The sequence below is a fragment of the Caulobacter sp. NIBR1757 genome (genome assembly GCF_027912495.1).
GTDB lineage: Bacteria > Pseudomonadota > Alphaproteobacteria > Caulobacterales > Caulobacteraceae > Caulobacter.
Map to the genome: position 1 here is coordinate 1372181 of NZ_CP115463.1, position 25579 is coordinate 1397759.

The window sequence follows — 25579 nt, forward strand, 5'->3', positions numbered from 1 at the left end:
GCCCGGACGTGGCGAGTCTACGGGACCGCGGGCTGTCCGGTTCACTTGGCGAGAGGTCCGTGGGCGCGCGGCAGCGGGGGACGCGAGGGCGCGCCCACGGAGGGCGGTCCGGATGCGGCGTACGGATTGCCGCTACCCGGACCGCCGGGGCTATTCGAACAGCCAGTCGGCCTTGGGATCGAGCGGGGCGGGGCCGCCCAGGCCGATGAAGTCGGCGGCGGTCAGGCTGGTGGCCATGACACCGGTCAGGATGACGTAGCCGCCGTCGGCGAAGATGATCTTGGCGCCGGCGGCCAGCTGGCTGATCGAACTGTAGGCGCCGTAGGCGGTGATATCGATCAGGTCGATGCCGTCCTGGAAGTCGGCGATGGTGTTGGCGCCGTCGCCCGGACCAAAGACGAAGGTGTCGACGCCCAGGCCTCCGGTCAACGTATCCTGACCGGCGCCGCCGGTCAGGAAATCGTCGCCGTCGCCGCCGAACAGCTTGTCGGCGCCATTGCCGCCGACCAGGACGTCAGCCCCGCCCATGCCGTTCAGGGTGTCGTTGCCGTCGAGGCCGTTGATGGTCTCGAACAGAGCGGTCCCGTTGATGGTGTTGGCGCCGGCCGTGCCGTTCAGCGTCGCCTCCGAGCCGGCCATCATGGGCGGCGGGGGAGGCGGCGGAGGCGGCGGCGGCGGTGGGGGCGGAGGAGGGGGAGGGGGAGGCGGAGGCGGAGGAGGCGGCGGCGACATGCCGGTGATGAAGTCGGCCGCCGTGAGCTGGGCCGCCATGACGCCGGTCAGGGTGGCGTAGCCGCCGTCGGCGAACAGAATCTTGGCGCCGGCGGCCATCTGGGTGATGCCGGTATAGCTGCCGTAGGCGCTGATATCGATCAGGTCGATACCGTCCTGGAAGTCGGCGATGGTGTTGGCTCCGTCGCCGGGCGCCAGCACGAAGATGTCCGCGCCCAACCCGCCGGTCAGGGTGTCCTGACCCGCGCCGCCGATCAGGACGTCGTCGCCATCGCCGCCAGACAGCTTGTCGGCCCCGGCGCCGCCGACCAGCACGTCAGCCCCGCCCATGCCGCTGAGCCTGTCGTTGCCGTCTAGGCCGTTGATGGTCTCGAACAGCATCGTGCCCTCGATGGAGTTGGCGCCGGCCGTGCCGTTGATCGTCGCTTCCGATCCCGCCGTGGCGGGCGGAGGCGGCGGAGGGGGAGGTGGCGGCGGCGGGGGCGGTGGCGGCAGCGCCAGGTTCATGAAGCTGCTGTCGTTGATCGCCGAAGCATTGATCCCCTTGAGGATGACGTGGCGAATGCCGTCCACGACGACGACGGCGTCGGCGCCGTTCTGGATGACGCTCTGGTAGCTGCCGTATCGGCTTAGATCGATCAGATCCTGACCCAGGACGAAGTCTTCGATGGTATCGGTTCCGGAACCTGGGCCGATCTTGAACTGATCGGCGCCGGAGCCGCCGATCAGTGTATTGGAGTTGGCCCCACCGTCGATTTTATCGTTGCCGGCTCCACCGGTCAGGCGATTGTTCGTGGCATCGCCGACCAGCACATCGTTGAAGTTGGATCCGGTCAGGTTTTCGATCTGGATCAAGACGTCGCCGGCGGCTTCGCCCGTGTTGTTGGTGTTGTCGAGAAGATCGACCGTCACGCCCGCGTCGGCGCCGGAGTAGCTGGCAGTGTCCCTTCCCGGGTCCCCGCTGGGGCCGCCGTCCAGCGTATCGGCCCCGCTGCCGCCGTTCAGAGTGTCGGCCCCTTCGCCGCCGTGCAGGACATCGTCTCCGGCGCCGCCCGACAGCAGGTCCGCGCCAACCAGACCGCTAAGGACATTGCCCCCGCTGTCGCCGAAGATGTCGTCGTCGAACCGACTGCCCAGGACGTTCTCGATCTCGCTGTAGCTGTCGCCGGCGGCCTCGCCGACGTTGAGGATCGGGGCGTTCAGGAACACCGTCACGCCCTGGGAGGCGTAGTCATAACTGGCGGTGTCGCTGCCGGCTCCCCCGATGAGGATGTCCGAGCCCAGGCCGCCTTGCAGGATGTTGTCGGCCCCGTCGCCGATCAGCTTGTCGGCGCCCGAAGTGCCCACCAGGTTCTCGATGGCGTGGAAGGTCGTGCCCGCGGCCTCGCCGGTGTTCTGGGCGGCGTTGGCCAGACTGATCACCGAGCCGATGGTGCTGTAGGCGAACTCGGCGGTGTCATTTCCCGCCCCGCCGTCGAGGATGTCGCCGCCGCCGTAGCCGGCCAGGCGGTCGTCACCGTCCCCACCGACCAGTCCGTTGGCGGAGAAGTCGCCGGAAAGTATGTCATCGAACGCCGACCCCTCCAGAATCTCGATGGCGATGAATTCGTCTCCCTTCGCCTCGCCCTCACCCTCAACGCCGACTTGCAGCGAGACCGCTACGCCAGCGGTCGCGAAAAGGTAGGACGCCGTATCGACGCCGCCGCCGCCGTTGAGGACGTCGGCTCCCTTGCCACCGTAGAGGACGTTGGAAGCATTGTTGCCGACCAGGGTGTCGTTGAAGTCCGAGCCCAGCAGGTTTTCGATACCGACCAGGTTGTCGCCGGCGGCCTCGCCGGTATTGCCGCCTTGCGATAGCATCTTGACGGTGACTCCCGCCGCGGCGTGGGCGTAGGAGGCGGTATCGACGCCGAGGCCGCCATTGATCAGGTCGGCGCCCTTGCCGCCCTCGAGGATGTTGTAGCCGGCATCGCCGAACAGGCTGTCGTTGAAGTCAGAACCACGCAGGTTCTCGATGCCGCTGTAGGTGTCGCCCAGGGCATGGCCGAAGTTGATGCTGGGATCGAGCAGGCTGGCCTTCACCATCGAGGTGGCGTTGGCGTAGCTGGCGGTGTCGGAGCCCGCGCCGCCGTTGAGGGCGTCCTTGCCCGCCCCGCCGAGGAGCACGTCGTCTCCGTCCAGGCCGTTCAGCGTATCATTGCCCGCCCCACCGGTCAGGGTGTCATGGCCAGCCGTGCCGTTGAGGACGAACCCCAGCGGCGGTATCGTGGTCAGGCTCAGCGGTTGGTCGTCCAAGAGAAACTTGCGGGACTTGATCATCGGTACTGCTCCCCCGGCCCGAACGACGATCGCGTCCATGATCCGGCTTTGACGGCGCCCATCGGGGCATTTACGTGGGGGGAATATGTTCCGTTGCCCGGGGCCCAGTAGGCGCAGCGGCGTGCAGGGGGTTGCAGCGGCGTGCACCGGCGCGCAGGGACTTTCCGCTACTGATCTCGCCTCGGTCGCGGCGCGTAGCGTGGTGAGATAGGTAGGAACCCATGCAAACCGATACGTTCGCCGCCAAGCTGGACCTGGCGCTCAAGGTGCTGTCGATGAGCCGTAGCCGGATGGCCTCCGAGCTGGGAGTCGACAAGTCGGTCATCGGCCGCTGGCTGGCCGGTCAGGTGAGACCCTCGCCGCACAACCTGGAACGGCTGACGGCGGTGATCGCGGCGCGGCGGTCCAGCTTCATCATGCTGGACTGGGACCGCGACCTGGCCGGCTTCGGCGCCGCCCTGGGGGCGCCGTCGGATGTGCGGCCGTCGCGGTTCGGCGCCGGCCTGCCGTTGCCGTTGCTCGACCAGATCGCCGCCAAGACCGACCGCCGGGCGAGCGCCTACGAGGGCTTCTTCCGCACGACGCGGCCATCGGCCCTGATGCCGGGTCGCTATCTGCACGACCACGGCATCGTGCGCCGCGACGCCTCGGGCCTGATGGCCTACCGCATGGGGATCGCCGGAACCGAATATGAGGGCTGGCTGTTGCCGGTGCACAACCAGATCATCTGCATCTCGACCGATCTGACCAGCGGCGCCATGGCCTTCGGCATCTTCAACGGCGTCTCGCAGCCGGCCGTCGATCTGATCGACGGCATCACCCTGTCGACCGCGCTGGACCCGGGCCGGACCATCATCGCCGCCCCCATCATCCTGCAGCGGCTGGGCCCGCTGAGCGGCGATGACGAGGCCGACGAGGCCCGCTACCGCGAGCTGGTCGCCAGCCCGCCGCTGGCCGCCGAGGGGACGGTTCCGCAAGCCATCCAGGATCACCTGTCGCGGGACTTCGGGCCCAGCGAGATGGCCAGGGGTGGCGATTGGATGATGACCCTGGGGCTGGCGCGGTCGATCGCGCGGGGCGTGCTGTTCTCCGAGCCCGGAGCCTGAACAGAGGATCCACTGTCAAAGGGTTCGCCTCGGGGCGCCCTTCTCCCCTTGCGGGAGAAGGTGGCCCGAAGGGCCGGATGAGGGGTCGATAGGTCTTCAAGCTGCGAAAGGCGGTTGCCACACGCGCCGTAGAGGCCGGTGAGCCCCCTCATCCGTCGGCTACGCCGACACCTTCTCCCGCGAGGGGAGAAGGGAGACCAGAGGCGTAACCTTCAAACAACAAGGGCCGGACATCGCTGCCCGGCCCTTGAATGCTTCAGGATGAGGCAGCGATCACCCGCCGGCCATCTTGCGGAAGAACTTCTGGCCCTGTTCGCCGCCGGCGAAATAGGCCTTCTGGCCGGTCTCGTCGGTGATCTTGGCCCAGTTGTCGCGGACTTCCTCGACCGACAGGCCGCCTTCGCCGAGGTAGACGCCCTCGGTCTCGATGATGCGCGACAGGGCGAAGACGCCGGCGCCGGCGGTGACGATGGCGCCCGTCGGGGCTTCGTCCGAGGCCAGGTAGACGACGGCCGGGGTGACGTATTCCGGCTTCAGCTTTTCCAGCACTTCCGGCGGCATCAGGCCTTCGGTCATGCGGGTGGCGGCGACCGGGCTGATGGCGTTGACGTGGATGTTGTTCTTCTGGCCCTCAAGCTTCAGGGTGTTCATGAAGCCGATGATGCCCAGCTTGGCGGCGCCATAGTTGGACTGGCCGAAGTTACCGTAGAGGCCCGACGACGAGGTCGTGACGACGATGCGGCCGTAATTCTGTTCCTTCATGATCTCCCAGACCGCCTTGGCCGGCTTGACGGTGCCGAGCAGGTGGACGCCGAGCACGAACTCGAAGTCTTCCAGGGTCATCTTGGAGAAGGACTTGTCGCGCAGCACGCCGGCGTTGGCGATCAGGATGTCGATGCGGCCCCAGGCGTCCATCGCCTGCTTGACCATCAGGGCGACGCCGGCGTCGTCGGTAACCGAGCTGCCGTTGGCGATGGCTTCACCGCCGAGCGCCTTGATTTCCTCGACCACCTTGTTGGCCGCGTCGGAGCCGCCGCCCGAGCCGTCCATGCTGCCGCCCAGGTCGTTGACCAGGACCTTGGCGCCGCGACGGGCCAGTTCCAGAGCGTGCTGACGGCCAAGGCCGCCGCCGGCCCCGGTGACGATCGCGACTTTGCCGTCGAAGCGGATGTCGGCCATGAATTTCTATTCCCTTGCGCTGGGCGGCTTGGAAACGCCCGGATTTGAGATCGGGCGGGGTTGTGCGGCGCAATAGGGAAGGCGTCAAGCGTGACGCTAGGGTCAGCCTGGGTGACCAGACCACCCCCACAGAGGCAGTCTGGCCGGCCACAAGCTTTACGAGGTTACTTTACGCGACTTCGATGTCGCCGTTCAGCGACTTGGCGAGGTCGAGCAGGCGGCGGCGCGGGCGCTCGCCGAGCTGGTAGTAGGCGCGGATCAGGTCGAGGGTTTCCTTGCGGGCGAACATCTCGCCGCCGCCTTCACCATCGTTGGCCGCCGCTTGCGGACGGTCGGTCTCGCTGAGGCCGTCGTAGAAGTAGCCGACCGGCACTTCGAGGGCTTCGCTGAGCTGCCAGAGGCGGGCGGCGCTGATGCGGTTGGCGCCACACTCGTACTTCTGGATCTGCTGGAAGCGGACCCCGACCGAGCCGGCGAGTTGTTGCTGGGTCAGACCCAGGAGACGGCGGCGGCGGCGCAGCCGCTTGCCGAGGTGAACGTCGATGTCGTTGCCCATGGGCGTGAAACCCCCTGTTGGTTAAAGCCTGTGGCCGTCCCGATTTGGTACGGTCAGGCTTCTGTGCCGCAGGAGGCGTGCCAAGCTCCCGCAGGGGGCGAAGGACGGGTGTGAAGTTGCGCGCTCCGGGCGTGTGACTTAGTTACCGGTCATGCGTGACAGACGTGTCTCATGGGTCCAGGACCTGACGTGGCGGGCCGAGGCGGTGGCCTATGACGTCTTCACCTTCCTGATGCGGCTGATGCCGACCGATTTCGCTTCGGACGTGGGCGGCTGGCTGTTCCGCCGCTTCGGGCCGATGACCAGGACCCATGTCCTGGCCTGGCAGAACCTGATCCTGGCCTTCCCGGAAAAGGACGAGGCCTGGCGCCAGAAGGTTCTGGGCGACCAGTGGGAGAGCAATGGCCGCACAGTCTTCGAATTCCCGCAGATGGACAGGATCCTGCCCTCGACGGGACGGGTCGAACTGGTGGGCCGCGAGCGGATGCAGGCGATCCGTGACGGCGGCAAGCCCGTGGTGTTCGTTTCGGGCCATCTGTCGAACTGGGAAGTGATGCCGGCCGCCATCGTCGACAGCGGCGTCGTCTGCCAGATGACCTACCGGGCGGCCAACAATCCGTATGTGGACAAACGCATCCGCGACAGTCGGGCCCGCTATGGCGTGCGGCTGTTCGCGCCGAAGGGCGGCGACGGGGCGCGGGAGCTGCTGGAAGGCATGAAGAAGGGCGAGTCGGTGGCCCTGATGAACGACCAGAAGTTCAATCGCGGCGGCGTCGCGGCGCCCTTCTTCGGGCGCGAGGTGATGGCGGCGCCCGGCCCCAGCCGCCTGGCGCTTCGTTTCGGGACGGTTCTGCAGCCGATGAGCGTACAGCGGCTGAAGGGCGCGCGGTTCCGGGCCGTGGTGCATGAGCCGATCGAGGTGCCCGACACCGGCGACAAGACGGCGGACATCGCGGCCGGGGTGGCGGCGGTGACGAAGTTTGTCGAGGATCAGGTGCGCGAGCGGCCGGGCGAATGGTTCTGGGTCCACCGGCGCTGGCCGAAGGCGGCCTATGTGGAGCTGGCGGAAAAGGGCCTGGGGCCGCCGCCGTAGGAATTAATTGGGGACACGCACCATTTTCCGCCGCCTTGAGTGGACGCACATCCGACACTGACCGGAAAATGGTGCGTGTCCCCAATTAATTAGATCGCCAGTTCGCGCATCACCTTCGGCTTCACCACCACATCATCGATGCCGCGCCGCGACGGCCCGAAATAGTCGGCTGTCCGCACGAAGGGCCGGGGGCGCATGATCACCGTCTCGATCCGGTTCAGGATGGCCCGGGTGGTCAGGGGCTTGGCGATCATCTCTGTGACGCCGGCGTCGCGGGCCTCGAACACCCGCCCCCGGTCGGCGAAGCCGGTCATCATGATGATCGGCAGATAGATGTTCATGCTGTCGCTGGCGCCCCGGACGAGGCGGGTGAAGCTGGCGCCGTCGAGCGGCTGCATCTGGAAATCGACGATGGCCAGATCGGCCGGCCAGTCGCGCAGGGCTTGCAGCCCCTCCGCGCCATCGCGCGCCTCGCGCACGAGGCGGACACCCACGCCTTTCAGGATGGTGGCGACGATGGAGCGCATGTGGGGGTTATCGTCCACGAGCAGGACGCGTAGCGACTCCAGACCAAACGACATTGGGCCCCCAGGCAACTTCCAGTGCACAACCGGGCCGTCTGTCTGTGCGAAATACGCGCGCCGCGACCCTTGTTCGATCAGTTAGGGGCGCGATGCTTACCGGAGTGTTTAGGATAGCGGACCGGTGGCAAATTCCCCCGGGGCGGGCGCTCAGACTGGGGCGACCTGACCCACCATGAGCATGGGATCCAGGTGCCGTCCGCGCCAGGTCATGCGCCAGCAGAGGTGCGGGCCGGTGGCCCGGCCGGTCGCGCCGACCTCGCCGATCTTCGTGCCGCGCTCGACCCGCTGGCCGGCCTGGGCCAGAATTCTCGACTGGTGCAGGTAGATGCTGACCAGGCCCTGACCGTGGTCGATCATGGTCAGGCCGCCTTCGAAATGCATGCCGGTCTGGGCCATGCTGACGATGCCGCCGGCCGGGGCGAGGATGGCCGTGCCCTTCGGCGCGGCGAGATCCGTGCCGTAGTGGGGCCGCTTGGCCTCGCCGTTGAGGATGCGCTGGCCGCCGAACCGGCCCGTGCGCCGCCAGCTTCTGGCCGGCAGGGGCATGGAAAAGCCGCGGCGGAAGTCCTCGGTGTCGATGCGGCTGGCCAGGGCGGCCAGTTTCAGTTCGTTCTGGGCCTTCAGCCGGGCCAGCAGGGCCGGGTCGCTGGGGCTGACCTGGTCGTCGGGCAAGCCCGAGATGCGCTGGATGTCGAAGTCCCCGGGGGTCAGTTCGAAGACATGGCTGACGGCGCCGTCGGCGTTGGAGACGCGCAGGGTTGAGCTGGCGGCGGCGTCGCGGTCGAAGCCGACGACGAACAGGCCGGTCGGGCCGGCGCGGCCGACGGCCTCGTCGTCCAGCCAGATATCGGCCCGGGGCGCGGTGTGGCCGAAGGCGAAGCCGCCCTGTTGGTAACGCCCGCTGAGGCGCAGGGGCGGGGGCGCCGCGAAGGCGGGGGCCGCGAAGGCCGCCGAGGTGAGGCCGAGGAGGGCGGACCGCCGGTTCAGGAGGTCAGGTCTTTCCAGCGCTTCAGGGCTTCGGCCGGGCCCGCATAGGCTTCCTGATGCTCGGGGCTCCAGTAGCGCAGGGCGTCGAGCGGGATCTTCACCCCGGTTACGGCGCAGATCACATGCTTGCCCGGCTTGAGGATGGCGAATTCACCGTCCCCGTAGTGGAGTTGGGCAAGGTCCCGGCCCATGTCGCGGTCGAAGGCGTTCATGGCGGCAATGTAGCGCGCGGGAGGGCGCGGGCCAAGGACGGGTGTTGAATCTGCCCCTTCCTTTCCGTCATCCCGGCCGGAGCACGGAGTGCGGAGAGCCGGGACCCAGGGGGTGAAGGATCAGGCTGGTGCAGCTGCTCTTGCGCGCCGCCCCTGGGTCCCGGCTCTGCGCTGCGCTCCGGCCGGGATGACAGATTTAAAAGAGGTCGCCTTGTTGGGTAGGAGGCGGCGGGGCCTTTTTCGGAGCTGCCTTCGCTACCGGCGGCGGTGGGGCGACATGGCCCCCTTCGCCATCGATCACCGCCTGGCGTGTGGTGTCCTCGAACATCAGGTTGACCGCCTCGCCGGAGGCCAGCGGGCCGCCCTGGCGAACCAGCGAGCCGTCGGGCCGGGTGACCAGGGCGAAGCCGTTGCGCAGGGGGCGCTTGGGGTCGAGGGACAGGCGCAGCTTGTCGAGGGCTTCGAGCCGCTGGCGGCGGTCGGAGAGCACCTTGTCGGCGCATTGGCCCATGCGGCGGCCGAGGTCGGCCAGGCGCTGATGCTCGCGGGTGGTGTCGGAGGCGCGGCGCATGGCGGCGTCGAGGCGGGCGCCGAGGGCGGTCAGGGTCTGCTTGCCCAGATCGGCGCGGCGCTGCAGCAGGCCGGGCTTGAGGGGCGAGGCGATGGCGGCCAGGCGATTGGCGTGCAGGTCGAGGTTACGGCGCAGGCCGCCGCTGAGGTGGCTGGCCGCGTAGTCCAGGCGCTGGCTGGCGGCGGCGGTGAGGTCCTGCGGGCGCGGCAGCCCCCGGGCGCTGGCGGCCAGGCGGGTGCGGCGGTCCTCGATCATCCGGCCGGCGACGCGGCTCAGACGCTGGTCGAGCCCGGAGACGGCGGCGCGAAGCTCGGCCAGCACCGGCGTGGCCATCTCGGCGGCGGCGGTGGGCGTGGGCGCGCGGCGGTCTGAGACGAAGTCGATCAGGGTGGTGTCGGTCTCGTGGCCGACGGCGCTGATCAGGGGGATGGTCCCCTCGAAGACGGTGCGGGCCAAGGCCTCGTCGTTGAAGGCCCAGAGGTCTTCGACCGAGCCGCCGCCGCGGGCGACGATCAGCACGTCGGGCCGGGGGACCGGACCGCCTAGCTGCATGGCGTTGAAGGCGCGGATGGCGGCGGCGACCTGGCCGGCGGCGGCGTCGCCCTGCACGACCACCGGCCAGACGACGACACGGCAGGGCCAGCGGTCGCGGATGCGGTGCAGGATGTCGCGGATGACGGCGCCGGTCGGGCTGGTGATCACCCCGACGACGGCCGGCATGGCCGGGATCGGTCGCTTGCGTTCGGGGCGGAACAGGCCCTCGTCGGCGAGTTTGGCCTTCAGCCGCTCGAGTTGGGCGAGCAGGGCGCCGACGCCGGCCGCCTCCATGGTCTCGATGACGATCTGGTAGCGGCTGCCGGCCGGGAAGGTGGTGATGCGGCCGGTGACGATGACTTCCAGGCCCTGCTCCGGGCGGACCTGCAGATTGCGTACGCTACCCTTCCAGACGACGCCGTCGAGGCTGGCCTTCTCGTCCTTGAGGGTCAGGTAGACGTGGCCGCTGGAGTGGTGGGTGACCTTGGAGAGCTCGCCGCGCAGACGGACGAAACCGTAGGCGTCCTCGAGCGTGCGCTTGAGGGCGAAGGCCAGTTCCGAGACGGAATAGGCCTGGGCGTTGCTGGCGGGAGTTTCGACGTCGGTCACCGGGAGACTCTAGCGGGAAGGATGAGTCGCGGGAAACAACGAACAACGGCGGCGACCTTGCGGCCACCGCCGTTGAACACCCCCATAGAGGAAGGGTTTTAGATGTAGCGGCGCAGCGAGCGGGCCAGTTCGTTGGGGCCGGCCTTCTTCTTGCCGGTCTGGGCCGGCTGATAGGCGACGCGGGCGTGGTCGACGCAGTAGACGCCTTCGCTGGCACGGCGGCCGCAGAAGGTGAACTCGTCGCTGGAGGGGTCGCCGATCGGCCACTTGCACATGTGGGCGCCCAGGGTCAGCACGGTGGCCGAACCGGGGGCCTCGACGCGGACGATGTGGGTCGGCGGGGCGGCGTTGCCGATCGGGGGCGGGCCGCTGGTGGTGGTGGTGACGACCGGCTCGACCACGCGGCGCGGGGCCGACGGGGTGGCGGTGGTGACCGGACGGGCCGGGCGCGGCGCCTTGAACACCGGGCGGGCCGGTTGCGACGGCGCGGCGCGGCCGCTGAGGCCCAGGCGGTGGACCTTGCCGATGACGGCGTTGCGAGTGACCCCGCCAAGCTGTTTGGCGATCTGGCTGGCGGACAGACCGTCCAGCCACAGCTTCTTGAGAACATCCACGCGTTCGTCGGTCCAACCCATCGATAACCCCTTCAGGCTTTGAGGCGGACCGGTAAGCCCCACACGAACCGGCCCTATATCTTGTGTCCGGCAGGTCATTTCGACCTGCTCACTACCAGATATCGTAAACCTTTTGTTAAGACACACAATGGGTGGCAGTGATTCTGTCCACAGGATCAAGATGTTGAATCGCCGTTCGCCGAACCGTCACGGTCGGGGGTGCTTGCGCATCGGAGCGCCCGCGCGCATTTGATGGCCATGAAGGATATGGCCGCCGCTCCCACGCCGCCCCAGCCGCGCGACTACGCCGGGTTCAACTGGACGGGTTTCCAGACGCTCTACCTCAAGGAGGTGCGCCGCTTCTGGAAGGTCGGAATGCAGACGGTGGCGGCCCCGGTGGTCACCAGCCTGCTGTATATGATGGTGTTTGTCGTCGCCGTGCGCGGCGCCGCGCCGCCGATCAGCGGGGTGGCGTTCGCGACCTTCGTGGCGCCCGGGCTGATCATGATGACCATCCTGAACAACGCCTTCGCCAACTCCTCATCCAGCCTGTTGCAGGCCAAGATGATGGGGCTGACGTCCGACTTCATGACCCCGCCGCTGTCGCCCCTGGAGCAGGTTGCGGCGTTTAGCCTCGGGGCCGGGACTCGCGGGATCGTGGTCGGTTTCGTCACCGCGGTGGTCTGCGCCCTGCTGCCCAACGTCCATATGACCTTCGTTCAGCCCTGGGCGATTCTCTACTTCGGGGTCGGCGCCTCGCTGATCCTTGGGTTCGTCGGCATCCTGACCGGGCTGTGGTCGGAGAAGTTCGATCACCTGGCGGCGATCACCAACTTCCTGATCATGCCGATGACCTTCCTGTCGGGCACCTTCTACCTGGTCGACAAGCTGCCCGAGCCCTTCCGCACGGCCAGCCATTTCAACCCCTTCTTCTATCTGATCGACGGCTTCCGTTACGGCTTCATCGGCCATGCCAACGGCAACCTGACGGCCGGCGTACTGATGACGGCGGTGCTGACCGTCGGGCTGGCGGTGACCTGCTGGCTGCTGTTCCGCGCCGGCTGGCGGCTCAAGACCTAGAGGGACCTTCATGCGTTCTGTTCTGACCGCCCTGCTGGCGGGATCCCTCTGCCTCGCCGGCCTGCCGGCCTCGGCCGGTACCCGCGAAGATGTGGCCAGCTTCGTTCAGCCGACCCAGGCCGGGCGGCTGGCGGCGCTGGAAGCGTTGCTGAAGCGCGAAGGCCTGGCTTATGAGATCCAGACCTTCGAGGGCGGTCCCAAGGGCAAGCCCATGCAGGGCCGAAACGTCGTGGTCACCCTCGGCAAGGGCCAGCGCGACCTGCTGCTCACCGCCCACTATGACGCCGAGGTGCTGAAGGACGGAACCCTGGCTGGCGCCGTGGTCGACAACGCCGCCTCGGTGGTCGCCATCATCCAGGCCGCGAAAACGCTCGGCGCCGGCAAGCTCAAGCACCGCCTACGAGTGATCTTCTTCGACCAGGAGGAGCTGGGCCTCCTCGGCGCCAAGGCCTATGTGGCCGGGCCGGACGGCGGCCGGGTGGCGGCGGTCATAAACTTCGACGTCAACGGCTATGGCGACACCCCCTTCTTCGCCGACCCCAAGGACCCGGCCCTGGCCAAGGCCGTGCGGCAGGCCTGCCTTGCGGCCGCCGAGGACTGCCTGGCGTTCGGGGCCTATCCACCCAGCGACCACCTGGCCTTCCGCAAGGCTGGCGCGCCGGAGACGTCGTTCAGCATCCTGCCGGCCCGTGAGGCGCACCAGCTGTGGCTGTTCGCCAACGCCGGCAAGACCTCGCAGATGGAGGCGGGGTTCCTCCCCAAGGTGCTGGGCCTGATCCACACCCCGAACGACAACATGGACGCGGTTGATCCGGCCACGGTCGAACGGGCCGGCAGGCTGGCGGTGGAATTGGTCAGGGCGGCTGACAGAACGGTCAAATAGCGCCCCAAAACGTTGACATTCCGGCGTTCCGAGGCAACAACGCCAAGCCTTCCGGTCCCGTCGCGAACCCGCTGCGGGGCCTTCACCTTTTGGGAGGCAACCTTGTCCACTCAACAGTCCGCCAAGCCCGTCAACGACCACATCATGGGCGTCTACAACCGCGCCCCGCTGGCCGTCGAACGAGGCGAGGGTGTCCGACTGTGGGATGAGGACGGGCGCGAGTATCTCGACTGCGTGGCGGGCATCGCCACCAACGGGCTCGGCCACTGCCACCCCAAGCTGGTCGCGACCCTGAAGGAACAGGGCGAAAAGCTCTGGCACACCTCCAACATCTTCCGCATCCCAGGCCAGGAAAAGCTGGCCACGCGGCTGTGCGAGGAGACTTTCGCCGATGTGGTGTTCTTCACCAACAGCGGCACCGAGGCCATCGAGTGCGCCTTGAAGACGGCCCGCAAGTACCACACCGCCAACGGCAACCCCGAGCGGGTGGTCATCTACGGCTTCGATGGCAGCTTCCACGGCCGGTCGTACGCGGCCATCAACGCGGCCGGTAACCCCGGCTACGTCGAGGGCTTCGGCCCCCGGCTGGAAAACTACAGCCAGCTGAAGTGGGGCGACCACGAGGCCATCAAGGCGGCGATCGCCGATCCGACCACGGCGGCGATCATCGTCGAGCCGGTGCAGGGCGAAGGCGGCGCGCGCGCCATGCCGGAAGTCTGCCTGCGCGGCTTGCGGCAGCTGACCCGCGAGCACGGCGTGCTGGTGATCTTCGACGAGGTCCAGTGCGGCATGGGTCGGACCGGCAAGCTGTTCGCCCACGAGTGGGCCGAGGACGCCGCGCCCGACATCATGTGCGTGGCCAAGGCGCTGGGCGGCGGTTTCCCGGTCGGGGCCTGCCTGGCTTCGGCGGAAGCGGCCAAGGGCATGACCGTGGGCGTCCACGGCTCGACCTTCGGCGGCAACCCCCTGGCCATGGCCGTCGGCCTGACCGCCTTCAACGAGATCGCCAAGGAAGAGACCCTGCAGCACGTCCGCGAAGTGGCGGGCTACTTCGTGCAGCAGCTGTCGGGCCTGGCCGACCGCTTCCCGGACGTGATCAGCGAGATCCGCGGCAAGGGCCTGCTGATCGGTCTGAAGCTGATCCCCAACAACCGCGAGTTCATGGGCATCGCCCGTGACCAGGGCCTGCTGGTGGCCGGCGGCGGCGACAATCTGGTGCGGCTGCTGCCGTCCCTGCTGATCACCCAGGAAGAGGCCCGCGAGGCCGTGACCAAGCTGGAACAGGCCTGCGAGGTTGTTCGGGCGAAGGCGACGGCATGAGCGAGGTCCGGCACTTCATCGACCTCTGGAAGCTCGAAGCCTCGACCCTCCGGACCATTCTCGACGACGCTCATACCCGCAAGGCCAGCCGCCGTGGCTGGACGACCGGCATGGTCGATCATGACGCGCCGGCCAAAGGCCGACGGCTGGCGATGATCTTCGAGAAGCATTCGACGCGGACCCGATTCAGCTTCGACGCCGCCATGCACCAGCTGGGCGGCGCGACCCTGATCTCGACGGCGGCCGACATGCAGCTGGGCCGGGGCGAGCCGATCGACGACACCGCCAAGGTGCTGTCGCGGATGGTCGACGCGGTGATGATCCGTGCCAACCGCCACGACGACGTCCAGCTGTTCGCCCAGAACAGCACGGTGCCGGTGATCAATGGCCTGACCGACAAGAGCCATCCCTGCCAGATCATGGCCGACCTGCTGACCTTCGAGGAAAAGCTCGGGCCGGTGAAGGGCAAGACCCTGGCCTGGGTCGGGGACGGCAACAATGTCTGCGCCAGCTTCATCCATGCGGCCTCGAAGTTCGGCTTCAAGCTGAACATCGCCTGCCCGCCGCAGTACCATCCCGACCTGCACGACCTGGCCCGCGCGGCCGAGCAGCAGGGCCGGGTGGAGCTGACCGACGATCCCATGGCCGCCGTTCGCGGGGCCCATGCGGTGATCGCCGACACCTGGGTCAGCATGGGCGACGCCGACGGGGAAGCCCGGCTCGACGCCTTCGAGGCCTATCAGGTCGACGAGGCGCTGATGGACAAGGCGCACCAGGACGCGGTGTTCATGCACTGCCTGCCGGCCCACCGGGGCGAGGAAGTGACCGACGAGGTCATGGACGGCCCCCGCTCGGTGATCTGGGACGAGGCGGAAAACCGCATCCATGCCCAGAAGTCGATCCTGGCCTGGTGTTTCGGGGCCATCGGCTGAACGGACGCGAAAAGGGGGCGGCTCCGGAAGGAGCCGCCCCAGTTCGTTCAGGGCAGGAAAATCTATTGGGGAACCGGGGTCGGTTCCGGGGCGATCGGGGCCGGAGCCACCGGTTCCGGGGCGATGACCGGCGGCGGGGCCGGGATGGCCGGAATGGTCAGCGTCGGGGCCGGGGCCTCCGGGGTCACGCTGCTGTAGGGCTGCGGGCCGGTCGGAACCGTGGCCTCTTCCACCGGCGCCGTGGCCGGGGGGGCGCGACGGGCGGCCGGCGCGGCGGCGCGGCGGGCCGGAGCCGGTGTCGAGGCGCGTTCAACCACGGGCGCGGCAGGAACCGGAGCCGGGGTGGCGGCGGTGCTTTCCACCGGCGCCGGGGTCGGCATCGGGGTCGGCGTGGCGGCCGGCGGGGTGGTGACCGCGGCGGTCTCCACAGCCTGCTCGGGGCCGTTCATCAGCACGACAGCGCCGACGCCCAAGGCGATGACGCCGGCGATACCGGCGATGATCAGCGGGCGGGTGGCCGAACCGCTACGGCGGGCGGTCGTGCGCTCACCGTAGGCCGGGGCCGCCATGAAGCTCGACTCGGCGGCGGGCGCGGTCCGGACGGTGGTGTCACGGGTGAAAGCCTTGGCGGCGGGCTCAGGGGCGCGGGTGCGCACGGGCTCGGTCACGGTCTTGCGCGCGGGTTTGGGATTGTCGTAGGCGGTGCCGCCGTCACCAAACAAGGACTGGGCAGTTTCACGATAGATGGCCACTACAGCCTCCTCTCTTCTCATTGCTCGGGGAAGGTAACGAGGTTCAGCGGAGGGGGTTCCGAATGGACATCGATCCAGGGAGCCACTGTGCGAGGGATTTCTTCGCAAGGCCTTGCCGCTCAAGGCTTTATTCATGGAGTCAAAAGTTGACGACTGTCCGCCTCCCGGAAGTCTATTTGCACACCTCGCCGTTATTCTGACCGCACCTCGCCATGTTTCCGCCTTCTCCGGATCGGCCTCCGCCGAAAAACTCGCCTGTCAGGTGAGGTGTCGGCGCCACGTTCACACCGCTTCAAGACCTCTGGGCCAACCTCGCCTTGACCGGGCGTTGGCCCCCCGGGCATTGCTGAGGGGGCGTTGATCAGAGGGGCTTTGCCATGAAGCTGAGGGCGCGGCTTGCGCGGGACTGGAAGTTCTTCCAGGGGCTTCGGCGCACGCTGAAATGGGTAAAATCCATTGCCCCCGACTCCAACAACCTGATCTGTGACGACCTGGAACGGGCCGTCGACGAGCACCGGGATCGGCCGGCCATCACCTTCGAAGGCCGCACGGTGACCTATGGCGAGATGGACGCCATCGCCAACCGCTACGCCCACTGGGCCAAGGGCCAGGGCATCACGCGCGGCCAGACGGTGGCGCTGTTCCTGCCCAACCGGCTGGAATACCTGCCGATCTGGTTCGGCCTGACCAAGGTCGGCATCGCCACGGCGCTGATCAACAACAACCTGACCGGGGCTGCGCTGGCCCACTGCCTGAACATCTCCGGGGCCCTGCACTGCATCGTCGACGCCGACACCTCGCCGGCCTTCGAGGCGGTGCGCGGCCAGCTGGCCCGGCACATGAACCAGTGGACCCTGGGCCCCGTTTCCGGCGACCGCCGCGACCTGACCACGGCCCTGAAGAGCTGCAGCCAGCTTCGCCCCGACCGGCAGACGGCGCGCGGCGACCTGCGGGCCAGGGACACCGCCCTCTTCATCTACACCAGCGGCACCACGGGGATGCCCAAGGCCGCCCGCATCAACCACATGCGGGCCCAGCTCTACATGCGCGGCTTCGCCGGCTCGACGGGGGCCCTGAAGACCGACCGCATCTACCAGGTGCTGCCGCTGTACCACGCCACCGGCGGCCTGTGCGCCATGGGGGCGGCGCTGCTGACCGGCGGCTCGATCGTCCTCAAGAAGAAGTTCTCCACCTCGCAGTTCTGGGCCGACGTGGCGGCCGAAGGCTGCACCATGTTCGTCTATATCGGCGAGCTGTGCCGCTACCTGGTCAACGCCGAGCCGCACCCGGAAGAGCGCAATCACAAACTCCGCATGGCCTTCGGCAACGGCCTGCGCGGCGATGTCTGGGCCCAGATGGTCGAGCGGTTCGCCATTCCCGAGGTCCTCGAATTCTACGGGGCCACCGAGGGCAACGTGTCGATGTTCAACTTCGACGGCACGGTGGGCGCCATCGGGCGGATCCCCAAGTGGCTGAAGAAGCGGGTCAACGCCCGCATCGTGCAGTTCGACATCGACACCGAGCAGCCGATCCGCGGGCCGAACGGCCTGTGCATCGAGTGCGGCTCGGGCCAGGTCGGCGAGTGCATCGGCAAGATCGACACCAGCGACGCGCGGACCAGCTTCACCGGCTATGCCGACAAGGCGGCGACCGAGAAGAAGGTGCTGCACGACGTCTTCGAGAAGGGCGACGCCTGGTTCCGCACCGGCGACCTGATGCGCCAGGACGCTGACGGCTACATCTATTTCGTCGATCGCATCGGCGACACCTTCCGCTGGAAGGGCGAGAACGTCTCGACCGCCGAGGTGGCCGAGCAACTGGCCCAGGCGCCGGGGGTGCTGGAGGCCAATGTCTATGGCGTTCCGGTGCCCGGCCAGGACGGCAAGGCCGGGATGGCGGCCCTGACGGTCGATGACGACTTCGACGTGGCGGCCCTCTACAGCCGCGTCGAGAAGGACATGCCGCCCTACGCCCAGCCGATGTTCATCCGCCTGCAGCGTCAGATCGAGACGACGGGCACCTTCAAGTATCGCAAGGTCGATCTCGTCGAGGACGGGTTCGATCCCGCGCGAACCCGCGACCCGATCTACTTCAAGAGCCCGCTGAAGAAGGGCTATGTGAAGCTGACCAAGGCGACGTACGGCAAGCTGCTCGAGGGCGGGATCAAGCTTTAGGGCTTATCGAAGCGGCCTACGATTATAACCGGGTTGCCGGGCGTCCAGCGCGATTGTTTTCGCAAGGCGCTGGTTTCATGTGGTTTTCGTGTGGGTGAGGTGTCGCTGGATGTAGGTCAGTGCGTAGGGGTGGCGTGGGGCGACCGTCGGCGATTGTGGGGCCTGATGTGATCGCGGCGACCTACGTTCTGACTGGCGTCACGCAGGACCCAATCTGGGCGAAAAACAATATGTCTAGACATATTCATCGGGCGAGGTGGCCGGAATGGCGGACCTGAGCCGCCGCCCGACCAGGCGCTAGACCTGTCGCGGGTCGGTTGCGTTGAAAGCGGTGAACGTCCGCTCGGAGACACCGAAGTCGGCCGCGACTGCCCGCCACGGCGCGATGTGCGGGGCCTGGAGATGAGCGGTCAGCAGGTCGTCGCTCGGCCAAATCTCCGAGAATCGTACCAGACCGGGGTCATTGACGTCCTCGGCCGCGTTGTATTCCACGCAGCCATCGTGCTTCCGGGTTTCGGAGACAAGCCGGGCAAGATGGGGGCGGACATCGCCCATGACCCCCGCCGGAAACCGCATGGAGCCAATTACGACAACAGCCATGGTTCATCCTTTGCGTCCGGAGACCCCTGCTATTCGACGGGCCAGCTGACCGCAATGGTTCGCTTGCGGACCTTGGCCGTTTCCCGACCCTAGGCCGGGAACACCAGATACCCCGTCTTCGGGAAGTGGACGTGGACCGTCCCCACCGCCGGGTCCTCGCGGGCGATGACGGTGCGGTCGAGGGCGGCGGCGACCAGGGTTCCGCGGATCGGGTCGCGGCCGTAGTCGTCGGCCATGACCATGACGGCCTGGCCCACCGTCAGGCCTTGCGGATTGGCGGCGTCGTGGGCCGGGGCGGGGGCGGGCTCGGCGGCCTTCGCGACAGCCAGGGCGTCAGGGCCGGAGAGCTCGGTGCGGGTTCCGTGGCCGAGGGCGGCGACGCGTCCCTGCCAGTCGGCCAGGCGGGGCAGGCCTGTGGTGAAGCGTTCGACCATATGCGGCAGGCTGCGGCCGAGGAACCAGACGTTCATGTAGGCGGCGATGTCGGCGAGGCCGCAGCGGTCGCCCGACAGCCAGGGGGCGGCGGCGAGCTGGTCCTCGATCCAGCCGGCCTGGGCCCGCCACTGGGCGGTCAGGGCCGGGGCGACCGACTTCATGGCGGCTGTATCGAAGGGACGGCCGGACAGGGCCTCGCGGTCCTTGATGAAGTCGGCCGGGACATTGTCGCCCAGCTCGCCGAAGATGATCGGCACGGTGGTCTGGAAGAACAGCCGGTCGGCCCACAGGTTGATCGCCCAGTCGAGGCCGCCGTTCACCGCCCTGGGCTCGGGGAAGCGACGCTCCAGTTCGGCCAGGATCACCTGGGTGTCGCAATAGACGTCGGCCCCGATCTGCAGGGCCGGGGTGCGGCGATAGCCGCCGGTCAGGGGCGTGAAGTCGGGCTTGGGCATGATCACCGGGATGATCACCGATGACCAGGCCAGGCCCTTGAGGCCGAACAGCAGGCGGACCTTCTCCGAAAACGGCGAGGTGTCGTAGTGGTGCAGGATCGGGGTGGTCATCGGCGGTTCCTCGATTTTTCGCCAGCATAGGCGCGGCGACCGCACGTCAACCAAACGCTTTCCGTCATCCCCTGGGTCCCGGCTCTCCGCGCTTCGCGCTGCGGCCGGGATGACGAAGAAAAGCACTTTACAATACAAAGTGACGTGTCTATATCCCGGTCAACAGCAAGGGCTTTTCGAGGATTCGCCCCCGATGACCAAAGATCAGATCCAGTCGGTTCGCGACGACATAGCCTTCATGCGGGCGCTGGCCGAGGAGGGGACGCAGGTTCCGCTGCTGGGCGGCGGGGTCACGCTGGCGGCGGGGATCATCTTCGCGGCCGCCTCGGTGGTTCACTGGGCGATCACCGAACAGGTGCTGCGGGTTCCGGACTGGGCGCTGATGATCAACTGGCTCGGCTTCGGGGCCTTGTTCGGGGTCATCTGCCATCTGCTGGTCAAGCGCGTCACCACCCAGCCGGGGGCCAACTCCTCGGTCAACAAGGCGACCGGCTCGGCCTGGTCGGCGGTCGGGTTCGCCATCTTCACCATGTTCCTGGCGTTGTTCGCCATGGCCTGGGTCACGAAGAACGGAGCCATCTTCAACGTCTTCCCGGTGCTGATCCTGGCGTTGTACGGCTCGGCCTGGAGCGTGGCGGCGGACCTCAGCGGCAAGACCTGGATCCGCCTCGTGGCGCTGGGGTCGTTCGCCTCGGCGGTGGTCATGGGTCTGCTGGCGGCCAGCCCGTATCTGATGCTGGGCTATGCGGCGGCGCTGCTGCTGCTGGCGGCGCTGCCGGGGTTCATCCTGCTGCGGCAGGAACCGTCGGACACGATCTAGGCTCGGGCAGGAAAGGTCCGCGTCATGGACGAGTTCGATATCGACAAGATCGACGAGGTCATTCACGGCCGGGTGCGGCTGGGGATCATGGCCTACCTGTCGGGCGCCGGCTCGGCCGATTTCAACGGACTGAAGGCCAAGCTGCAGGCGACGGACGGGAACCTGTCGGCGCACCTGCGGAAGCTGGAGGACGCGGGGTTCGTGGCGATCGACAAGAGCTTCGTGGATCGCAAGCCGTTGACGAGGGTGAGCATCACCGACAGCGGGCGGGGGGCGTTTCGGAGGTACCTCGATGCCATGGCGGCGCTGGTTGAGGGGCGCGAGGGGTAGGGGCCGACAAGCAAGGGCGACGGCCCTGCGGGGCCGGCCAGACACGGTTCCTTCTCCCGCTTGTCGGGAGAAGGTGGCCCCCGAAGGGGGTCGGATGAGCAACTATGTTTAGTTGGCGGTTCTTGTCACCCATGGCGTGTTGCGCTTGAGGACGAGGTTTGCAGCCTCGATGAGTTTACGCATCACCGCCACGATGGCGACCTTCTTGGCTTTGCCGGCGGAGACAAGCCTTGTGGCGAAGGCTTTGAAGCCGGCGTCATGACGGATGGCGGTCAGGGCGGCCATGTACATCATCCGCCTGGGCCGCTCTCGCCCCCCACCGATGAAGCGGCGGCCCTTGAAGCTGCCGCTGTCCCGGTCGTAGGGCGCTGTTCCAAGCATCGAGGCGGCCTGACCAAATTCCATCGAGCCAAGCTCAGGCATGCGGACCACGAGGCTGGCGGCAATCAGCGGACCGATGCCGGGGATGGACATCAGCAGTCCGTAGCGCTGGGCCAGGTGCGGCGCCGCCTTGATCGCCGCGATGATTTGCCTGGCCAGACGCGTCTTGGCGGCGACCAGGGAGAGGATCTGGGCTTTCACCTCGGCCTTGTGGGGTTCTCCGTCCAGCTGTTGAGCAAAGGTCTTGAACTGGGCGACTGTCTCGCTGATCCGCTCGTAGACCGTGAACCGCTCGGCCAGCTCCATCAGCAGCGGATCGCTGGCGGCCTTGACCGTGTCGCACTGGGCGGTCGCCGCGGCGATCAGCCGGGCGTCTTTCTCGTCGTTCTTGGCCTTGCGACCTTTGAACCGGCCAAAGGCCAGCACCTGGAGTGGCTGGAACATCACCACCTCAAGCCCCTCGGCCTCCAGAGCCAGCAACAGCTTGCGCTCAAAGCCTCCCGTCGCCTCGAACCCGACGCGGACAACGCCACGCGCCTTGAACCAGCCGATCAGCTCGGCAATGCCTTCAGCCGTGTTGGGCGCCCGCAGACTGTCCTCAAGACCGTGTTCCGCCGCGTCCAGCCAAAGCTTGCAGACATCGACCCCACCACACTTCGTGCTAACCTGATCCTTCTTCAACGACCCCTCCTTGTGGCTCCGGACCCTATCGTCCCTGCAACTATCCGGGTCATTGAAGGCCAACGGCGGCCCAGCTCATCCTCAGCCCAAAAGGCTCAGGGCAGATCGGCCCCTCCGATGGCGGTCCGTCTGGCGGTGGTGCGCCAGACGGACATCCCGGATCAGCCAGACAGTAGCAGGCGTTCTACAAACAAGGGCAGCGCCGGCTCTTGACGACTGGCGTTCCACAGATCAATGTTCTGTTTATGTTCACGGTGCAGAACCAGATCAGAGCGAAGGTTATGCGGCACGAGCCCACCTCGAATGAGGCTTGGCTGTGGAAGCATCTTCGGGGGCGGAAGCTGGCTGGGCTGAAGTTCCGGCGGCAGGTTCCCATTGCTGGGTATATCGCCGACTTCCTGTGTTTTGAGGCGAAGCTGATCGTCGAGGCCGATGGGCCGACGCATGAGGACAGCGCCTACGACCGGGAGCGGGACGTGCGGCTGCGGATTGCCGGATATCGGGTTCTGCGGTTCAAGAATTCCGAGATCGGCAGCGATACGGCGAAGGTGCTGGAGACCATTCGGGTGGCGGCGGGGCGCTAATCGGCCTGGGCCGGTGCTGCCCTCATCCGACCCCCTTCGGGGGCCACCTTCTCCCGACAAGCGGGAGAAGGGCCGCGGTTGCGGCGCCGACGGGGCCAAAAAGTGAGCCGGCTCCGTGAGGGGCCGGCTCTTGCTTTCAGCAGTGGCGGGGTGACTACTTCACAACCTTCCCGTCCGCATCGACCACGATCACCGGGCCGTAGCCCAGGCCCCTGAGGTCCTTCTCGATCTTGGCGCGATCCCCGACCACGACCCAGATGACGTCGTCGGCCTTGACCACGCGTTTGGCGGCGGCGTTGATGCCGGCGACGTCGACGGCCTTCAGGCCGGGGGCGTAGAGGTCCCAGAAGTTGGCGGGGCGTTCCAGGGTGTAGAGGCTGGACAGCGAGCCCAGGACCGCGCCGCCGGTTTCCCACTGGCCGGGCAGCGACTGGGTCATGTCGGTCTGGGCCTTGGCCAGTTCCTCGGCGGTGATCGGCCGGGTCGTGCCGACCTCGGTCAACTCCTTGCGGAATTCGACCATCGACTCCTTGGTCTTGTCCGTCTGGACGCCCGAGAAGGCGACGAAGGCGCGCGGGCCGAGCGAGCCGTTCATGAAGCTGCTGGCGCCGTAGGACCAGTGCTTGTCCTCGCGCAGGTTCATGTTCAGCCGGCTGACGAACGATCCGCCGAAGACGTTGTTCATCAGCTCGACCGACCGCTCGGTGGTCTCGTCACGGGCGGCGGCGGGGATGGCGGCCAGGATGGTGGTCTGCTGGGCCCCGGGCTTGTCGACCAGGTAGATGGCCTTCTGGGCCGGGGTCGGGGCGGGCAGGGCGGCGCGCACGGCCGGGGTCGGCGATGTCCAGGACCCGAAGCGGGCCTCCAGCTTGCTGACCAGTTCCGGCATGGTGATGTCGCCTACGGCGACCAGCATGGCGCCGTTGGGGTTCAGCTGGGCCTTGTGGAAGGCGACCAGGTCCTCGCGCGAGACGCTGTTGATCGTCTCGTCGGTGACGTTGATGCCGTAGGGGTGGGTCGGCCCGTAGACCTTCTCGGCGAAGACGCGGAAGGCCACCGTCTGCGGCTGCTGCTTGGAGCGCTGCAGGGCGGCGATTTCCAGCTTCTTGAGGCGGTCGAGCTCGGCCTGCGGGAAGGTCGGGCGCAGGACCACGTCGGCCATCAGGTCGAGCGAGGGGGCGAGGTTGGCTTTGAGCGCCGACAGGCCGACCGAGCTGAACAGCGAGCCGCCGCCGGTCGACAGGCTGGCGCCCAGTTCCGACTGCTGGCGGCTGATGGTCAGGGCGTCGCGATTGCCGGCGCCCTCGTCCATCATGTTCATGGTCAGGCCCGGCACCGAGCGGTCGCCGGCCGGCAGGTTGGCGTAGCCGCCCGGGAAGATCATCGACAGCTCGACGACCGGCACGGCCGTGCGGCGGGCCAGCATGACCTTCATGCCGTTCGACAGGGTGGCGGTCTCGTACTTGTCGAAGACGGCGGCGGCGATCGGGCCGACCGGCGGGGCCGGCTCGCGCTTGCCTTCCGGAACCGTGGCGTCCTGGAACGGGTAGGGGGTCAGTTCGAGGGTGAAGTCGCCGTCGGTCAGCCAGGTATTGGCGGCCTGCTTGATGTCGGCCGGGGTGGCGGCCTTCCAGGTCTCGAAGGTTTCCTTGTAGGCGTCGGGGCTGCCGCGGAAGACCTGGTTTTCGGCCAGGATGTCGGACTTGCCGCCGAAGCCGCCGATGCGCTCGGCGCCGCGCACGAAGCCGGCGGTGCGATCGACCTTGATCTTGTTCAGCTCGGCGGCGGTGGGCCCGTCGCGCAGGAGTTTGGCCATTTCGTCTTCCACGACCGCCTCGATCTTCTCCAGCGGCACGCCGGGCTTGGCGGTGACCTGGATGTGGAAGGTCGAGCCGATTTCGCCTTCGGCCTGGAAGGCGCTGACGGCGGTGGCGATCTGGTCTTCATAGACCAGGCGCTTGTAGAGGCGGGCCGACTTGTCGGAGGCCAGCACGTCGCTGAGCAGGGAGAGGTAGTCGTTGTCCTTCGAACCGGTCTGCGGCGTGTTCCAGACGCGGTACCAGCGGGATTGGGCGACGCGGTCCTGGACCTCGGCGCGCTGGCTGCCGGTGCGCTTGGCGACCCAGGCCTTCTGGTGGGTGACCGGCGGGCCGGCCGGGATGGAGCCGAAGTACTTCTCGACCTTGGCCTTCGCCTGCTCGGGGGTGATGTCGCCGGCCAGCACGATGGTGGCGTTGGCGGCGCCGTAGTAGGTCTTGAACCAGTCCTTGACGTCGGTCAGCGAGGCGGCGTCGAGGTCGGTCATCTCGCCGATGACGGTGTGGCCGTAGGGATGGTCGCCGTCGTAGGTGCTGGCGGTGATGATGTCCCAGGCGATGCTGTAGGGCTGGTTCTGGCCCTGGCGCTTTTCGTTCTGGACGACGCCGCGCTGCTCATCGAGCTTGGCTTGGTCGATGGCGTTCACCAGCCAGCCCATGCGGTCGCTTTCCAGGTAGAGCACCTGGTCGAGGGCGGCGGTCGGCACGTTCTGGAAATAGTTGGTGCGGTCGGTGTTGGTGGTGCCGTTCATGTCGGTGGCGCCGAGCTTTTCCAGCGCCTTGAACCAGTCGGTGTTGGCGTTCTCGGAGCCGTTGAACATCAGGTGTTCGAACAGGTGGGCGAAGCCGGTGCGGCCCTTGGGCTCGTTCTTGGACCCGACGTGGTACCAGATGTTGACCGCCACGATGGGGGCCTTGTGGTCTTCGTGGACGATGACGGTCAGGCCGTTGGCGAGGACGAATTTCGTATAGGGGATGTCGATGCTGGGCAGGGCCGGCGTGGCGACGGCGGGCGTGGGGGCCTTGGTGGCGGCCAGGACCGGCGAGGCGAGCGGCGAGGTGAGCAGGGCCGCGACAGCGGTCGCCGCGAGCAGGCGTTTGGCGAGATGCATGAAAGTCCCCGGGACT

General features: G+C 67.5%; 23 protein-coding genes. 10 read left to right on the top strand and 13 right to left on the bottom strand.

Features of this window, described 5'->3' with window-relative positions:
* Window positions 1–150 precede the first annotated feature (150 nt).
* Entirely contained in the window at window positions 151–3051 is a 2901-nt protein-coding gene (locus O5I81_RS06690; RefSeq protein WP_271068172.1) for a calcium-binding protein, read from the bottom strand.
* Between the two features lie 221 nt (window positions 3052–3272).
* Between O5I81_RS06690 and O5I81_RS06695 the strand changes: the two genes are divergently transcribed.
* Window positions 3273–4157: a helix-turn-helix transcriptional regulator gene (locus O5I81_RS06695; RefSeq protein WP_271068173.1), complete on the top strand. Its 885-nt coding sequence runs from the start codon at window positions 3273–3275 to the stop codon at window positions 4155–4157.
* A gap of 273 nt (window positions 4158–4430) precedes the next feature.
* Here O5I81_RS06695 and O5I81_RS06700 read toward each other — a convergent pair whose 3' ends face one another.
* Together O5I81_RS06700 and O5I81_RS06705 are read right to left on the bottom strand one after the other, a co-directional pair.
* Window positions 4431–5336: an SDR family NAD(P)-dependent oxidoreductase gene (locus tag O5I81_RS06700; RefSeq protein WP_271068174.1), complete on the bottom strand. Its 906-nt coding sequence runs from the start codon at window positions 5334–5336 to the stop codon at window positions 4431–4433.
* Between the two features lie 169 nt (window positions 5337–5505).
* Window positions 5506–5892, bottom strand: a complete 387-nt coding sequence (locus tag O5I81_RS06705; RefSeq protein ID WP_271068175.1) for a helix-turn-helix transcriptional regulator — start codon at window positions 5890–5892, stop codon at window positions 5506–5508.
* A 151-nt stretch (window positions 5893–6043) separates the two neighbouring features.
* On the opposite strand from O5I81_RS06705, the gene O5I81_RS06710 reads away from it, so the two are divergent.
* Complete coding sequence (locus O5I81_RS06710; RefSeq protein ID WP_271068176.1) at window positions 6044–6985, top strand: lysophospholipid acyltransferase family protein; 942 nt, start codon at window positions 6044–6046, stop codon at window positions 6983–6985.
* A gap of 89 nt (window positions 6986–7074) precedes the next feature.
* On the opposite strand, the gene O5I81_RS06715 is transcribed toward O5I81_RS06710, so the two are convergent.
* The 5 genes from O5I81_RS06715 to O5I81_RS06735 all read right to left on the bottom strand — a co-directional run bounded on the left by O5I81_RS06715 (window position 7075) and on the right by O5I81_RS06735 (window position 11117).
* The gene (locus tag O5I81_RS06715) at window positions 7075–7566 is read right to left on the bottom strand and encodes a response regulator (RefSeq protein ID WP_271068177.1); all 492 of its coding nucleotides are present in this window, start codon (window positions 7564–7566) and stop codon (window positions 7075–7077) included.
* A gap of 150 nt (window positions 7567–7716) precedes the next feature.
* A complete protein-coding gene (locus O5I81_RS06720) occupies window positions 7717–8241 on the bottom strand; it encodes a M23 family metallopeptidase (RefSeq protein ID WP_348637282.1) in 525 nt (174 codons plus the stop codon).
* Between the two features lie 311 nt (window positions 8242–8552).
* Window positions 8553–8768, bottom strand: a complete 216-nt coding sequence (locus O5I81_RS06725; RefSeq protein ID WP_271068178.1) for a DUF2093 domain-containing protein — start codon at window positions 8766–8768, stop codon at window positions 8553–8555.
* A 196-nt stretch (window positions 8769–8964) separates the two neighbouring features.
* Window positions 8965–10482, bottom strand: coding sequence for an exodeoxyribonuclease VII large subunit (xseA, locus tag O5I81_RS06730; RefSeq protein ID WP_271068179.1), 1518 nt, complete (start codon window positions 10480–10482; stop codon window positions 8965–8967).
* A gap of 98 nt (window positions 10483–10580) precedes the next feature.
* The gene (locus O5I81_RS06735) at window positions 10581–11117 is read right to left on the bottom strand and encodes a GcrA family cell cycle regulator (RefSeq protein ID WP_271068180.1); all 537 of its coding nucleotides are present in this window, start codon (window positions 11115–11117) and stop codon (window positions 10581–10583) included.
* Between the two features lie 237 nt (window positions 11118–11354).
* On the opposite strand from O5I81_RS06735, the gene O5I81_RS06740 reads away from it, so the two are divergent.
* The 4 genes from O5I81_RS06740 to argF all read left to right on the top strand — a co-directional run bounded on the left by O5I81_RS06740 (window position 11355) and on the right by argF (window position 15311).
* On the top strand, window positions 11355–12176 hold the full coding sequence (locus O5I81_RS06740; RefSeq protein WP_271069000.1) for an ABC transporter permease: 822 nt from the start codon (window positions 11355–11357) through the stop codon (window positions 12174–12176).
* A gap of 10 nt (window positions 12177–12186) precedes the next feature.
* Window positions 12187–13059, top strand: a complete 873-nt coding sequence (locus O5I81_RS06745; protein WP_271068181.1) for a M28 family peptidase — start codon at window positions 12187–12189, stop codon at window positions 13057–13059.
* 144 nt (window positions 13060–13203) lie between these two features.
* Window positions 13204–14379, top strand: coding sequence for an aspartate aminotransferase family protein (locus O5I81_RS06750; protein WP_271069001.1), 1176 nt, complete (start codon window positions 13204–13206; stop codon window positions 14377–14379).
* The gene (gene argF, locus O5I81_RS06755) at window positions 14376–15311 is read left to right on the top strand and encodes an ornithine carbamoyltransferase (RefSeq protein WP_271068182.1); all 936 of its coding nucleotides are present in this window, start codon (window positions 14376–14378) and stop codon (window positions 15309–15311) included. The genes O5I81_RS06750 and argF overlap by 4 nt, the downstream gene beginning before the upstream one ends.
* A 62-nt stretch (window positions 15312–15373) precedes the next feature.
* On the opposite strand, the gene O5I81_RS06760 is transcribed toward argF, so the two are convergent.
* Window positions 15374–16063 carry a hypothetical protein gene (locus tag O5I81_RS06760; RefSeq protein WP_271068183.1) on the bottom strand — a complete coding sequence of 230 codons (690 nt, stop codon included), beginning with the start codon at window positions 16061–16063 and terminating at the stop codon, window positions 15374–15376.
* A 377-nt stretch (window positions 16064–16440) separates the two neighbouring features.
* On the opposite strand from O5I81_RS06760, the gene O5I81_RS06765 reads away from it, so the two are divergent.
* Entirely contained in the window at window positions 16441–18237 is a 1797-nt protein-coding gene (locus O5I81_RS06765; RefSeq protein ID WP_271068184.1) for a long-chain-acyl-CoA synthetase, read from the top strand.
* A gap of 297 nt (window positions 18238–18534) precedes the next feature.
* Here O5I81_RS06765 and O5I81_RS06770 read toward each other — a convergent pair whose 3' ends face one another.
* A complete protein-coding gene (locus O5I81_RS06770) occupies window positions 18535–18837 on the bottom strand; it encodes a putative quinol monooxygenase (RefSeq protein ID WP_271068185.1) in 303 nt (100 codons plus the stop codon).
* 89 nt (window positions 18838–18926) lie between these two features.
* Window positions 18927–19838, bottom strand: a complete 912-nt coding sequence (locus tag O5I81_RS06775; RefSeq protein WP_271068186.1) for a glutathione S-transferase family protein — start codon at window positions 19836–19838, stop codon at window positions 18927–18929.
* A 193-nt stretch (window positions 19839–20031) separates the two neighbouring features.
* On the opposite strand from O5I81_RS06775, the gene O5I81_RS06780 reads away from it, so the two are divergent.
* Together O5I81_RS06780 and O5I81_RS06785 are read left to right on the top strand one after the other, a co-directional pair.
* Window positions 20032–20658, top strand: coding sequence for a hypothetical protein (locus tag O5I81_RS06780; RefSeq protein ID WP_271068187.1), 627 nt, complete (start codon window positions 20032–20034; stop codon window positions 20656–20658).
* A 24-nt stretch (window positions 20659–20682) separates the two neighbouring features.
* On the top strand, window positions 20683–20988 hold the full coding sequence (locus O5I81_RS06785) for a transcriptional regulator (protein WP_271068188.1): 306 nt from the start codon (window positions 20683–20685) through the stop codon (window positions 20986–20988).
* 108 nt (window positions 20989–21096) lie between these two features.
* On the opposite strand, the gene O5I81_RS06790 is transcribed toward O5I81_RS06785, so the two are convergent.
* Entirely contained in the window at window positions 21097–22050 is a 954-nt protein-coding gene (locus O5I81_RS06790; protein ID WP_271067243.1) for a transposase, read from the bottom strand.
* A 209-nt stretch (window positions 22051–22259) separates the two neighbouring features.
* Between O5I81_RS06790 and O5I81_RS06795 the strand changes: the two genes are divergently transcribed.
* Window positions 22260–22634: an endonuclease domain-containing protein gene (locus O5I81_RS06795; protein ID WP_271068189.1), complete on the top strand. Its 375-nt coding sequence runs from the start codon at window positions 22260–22262 to the stop codon at window positions 22632–22634.
* A 154-nt stretch (window positions 22635–22788) separates the two neighbouring features.
* Here O5I81_RS06795 and O5I81_RS06800 read toward each other — a convergent pair whose 3' ends face one another.
* Window positions 22789–25563 carry a pitrilysin family protein gene (locus O5I81_RS06800; RefSeq protein WP_271068190.1) on the bottom strand — a complete coding sequence of 925 codons (2775 nt, stop codon included), beginning with the start codon at window positions 25561–25563 and terminating at the stop codon, window positions 22789–22791.
* Window positions 25564–25579: the final 16 nt, after the last annotated feature.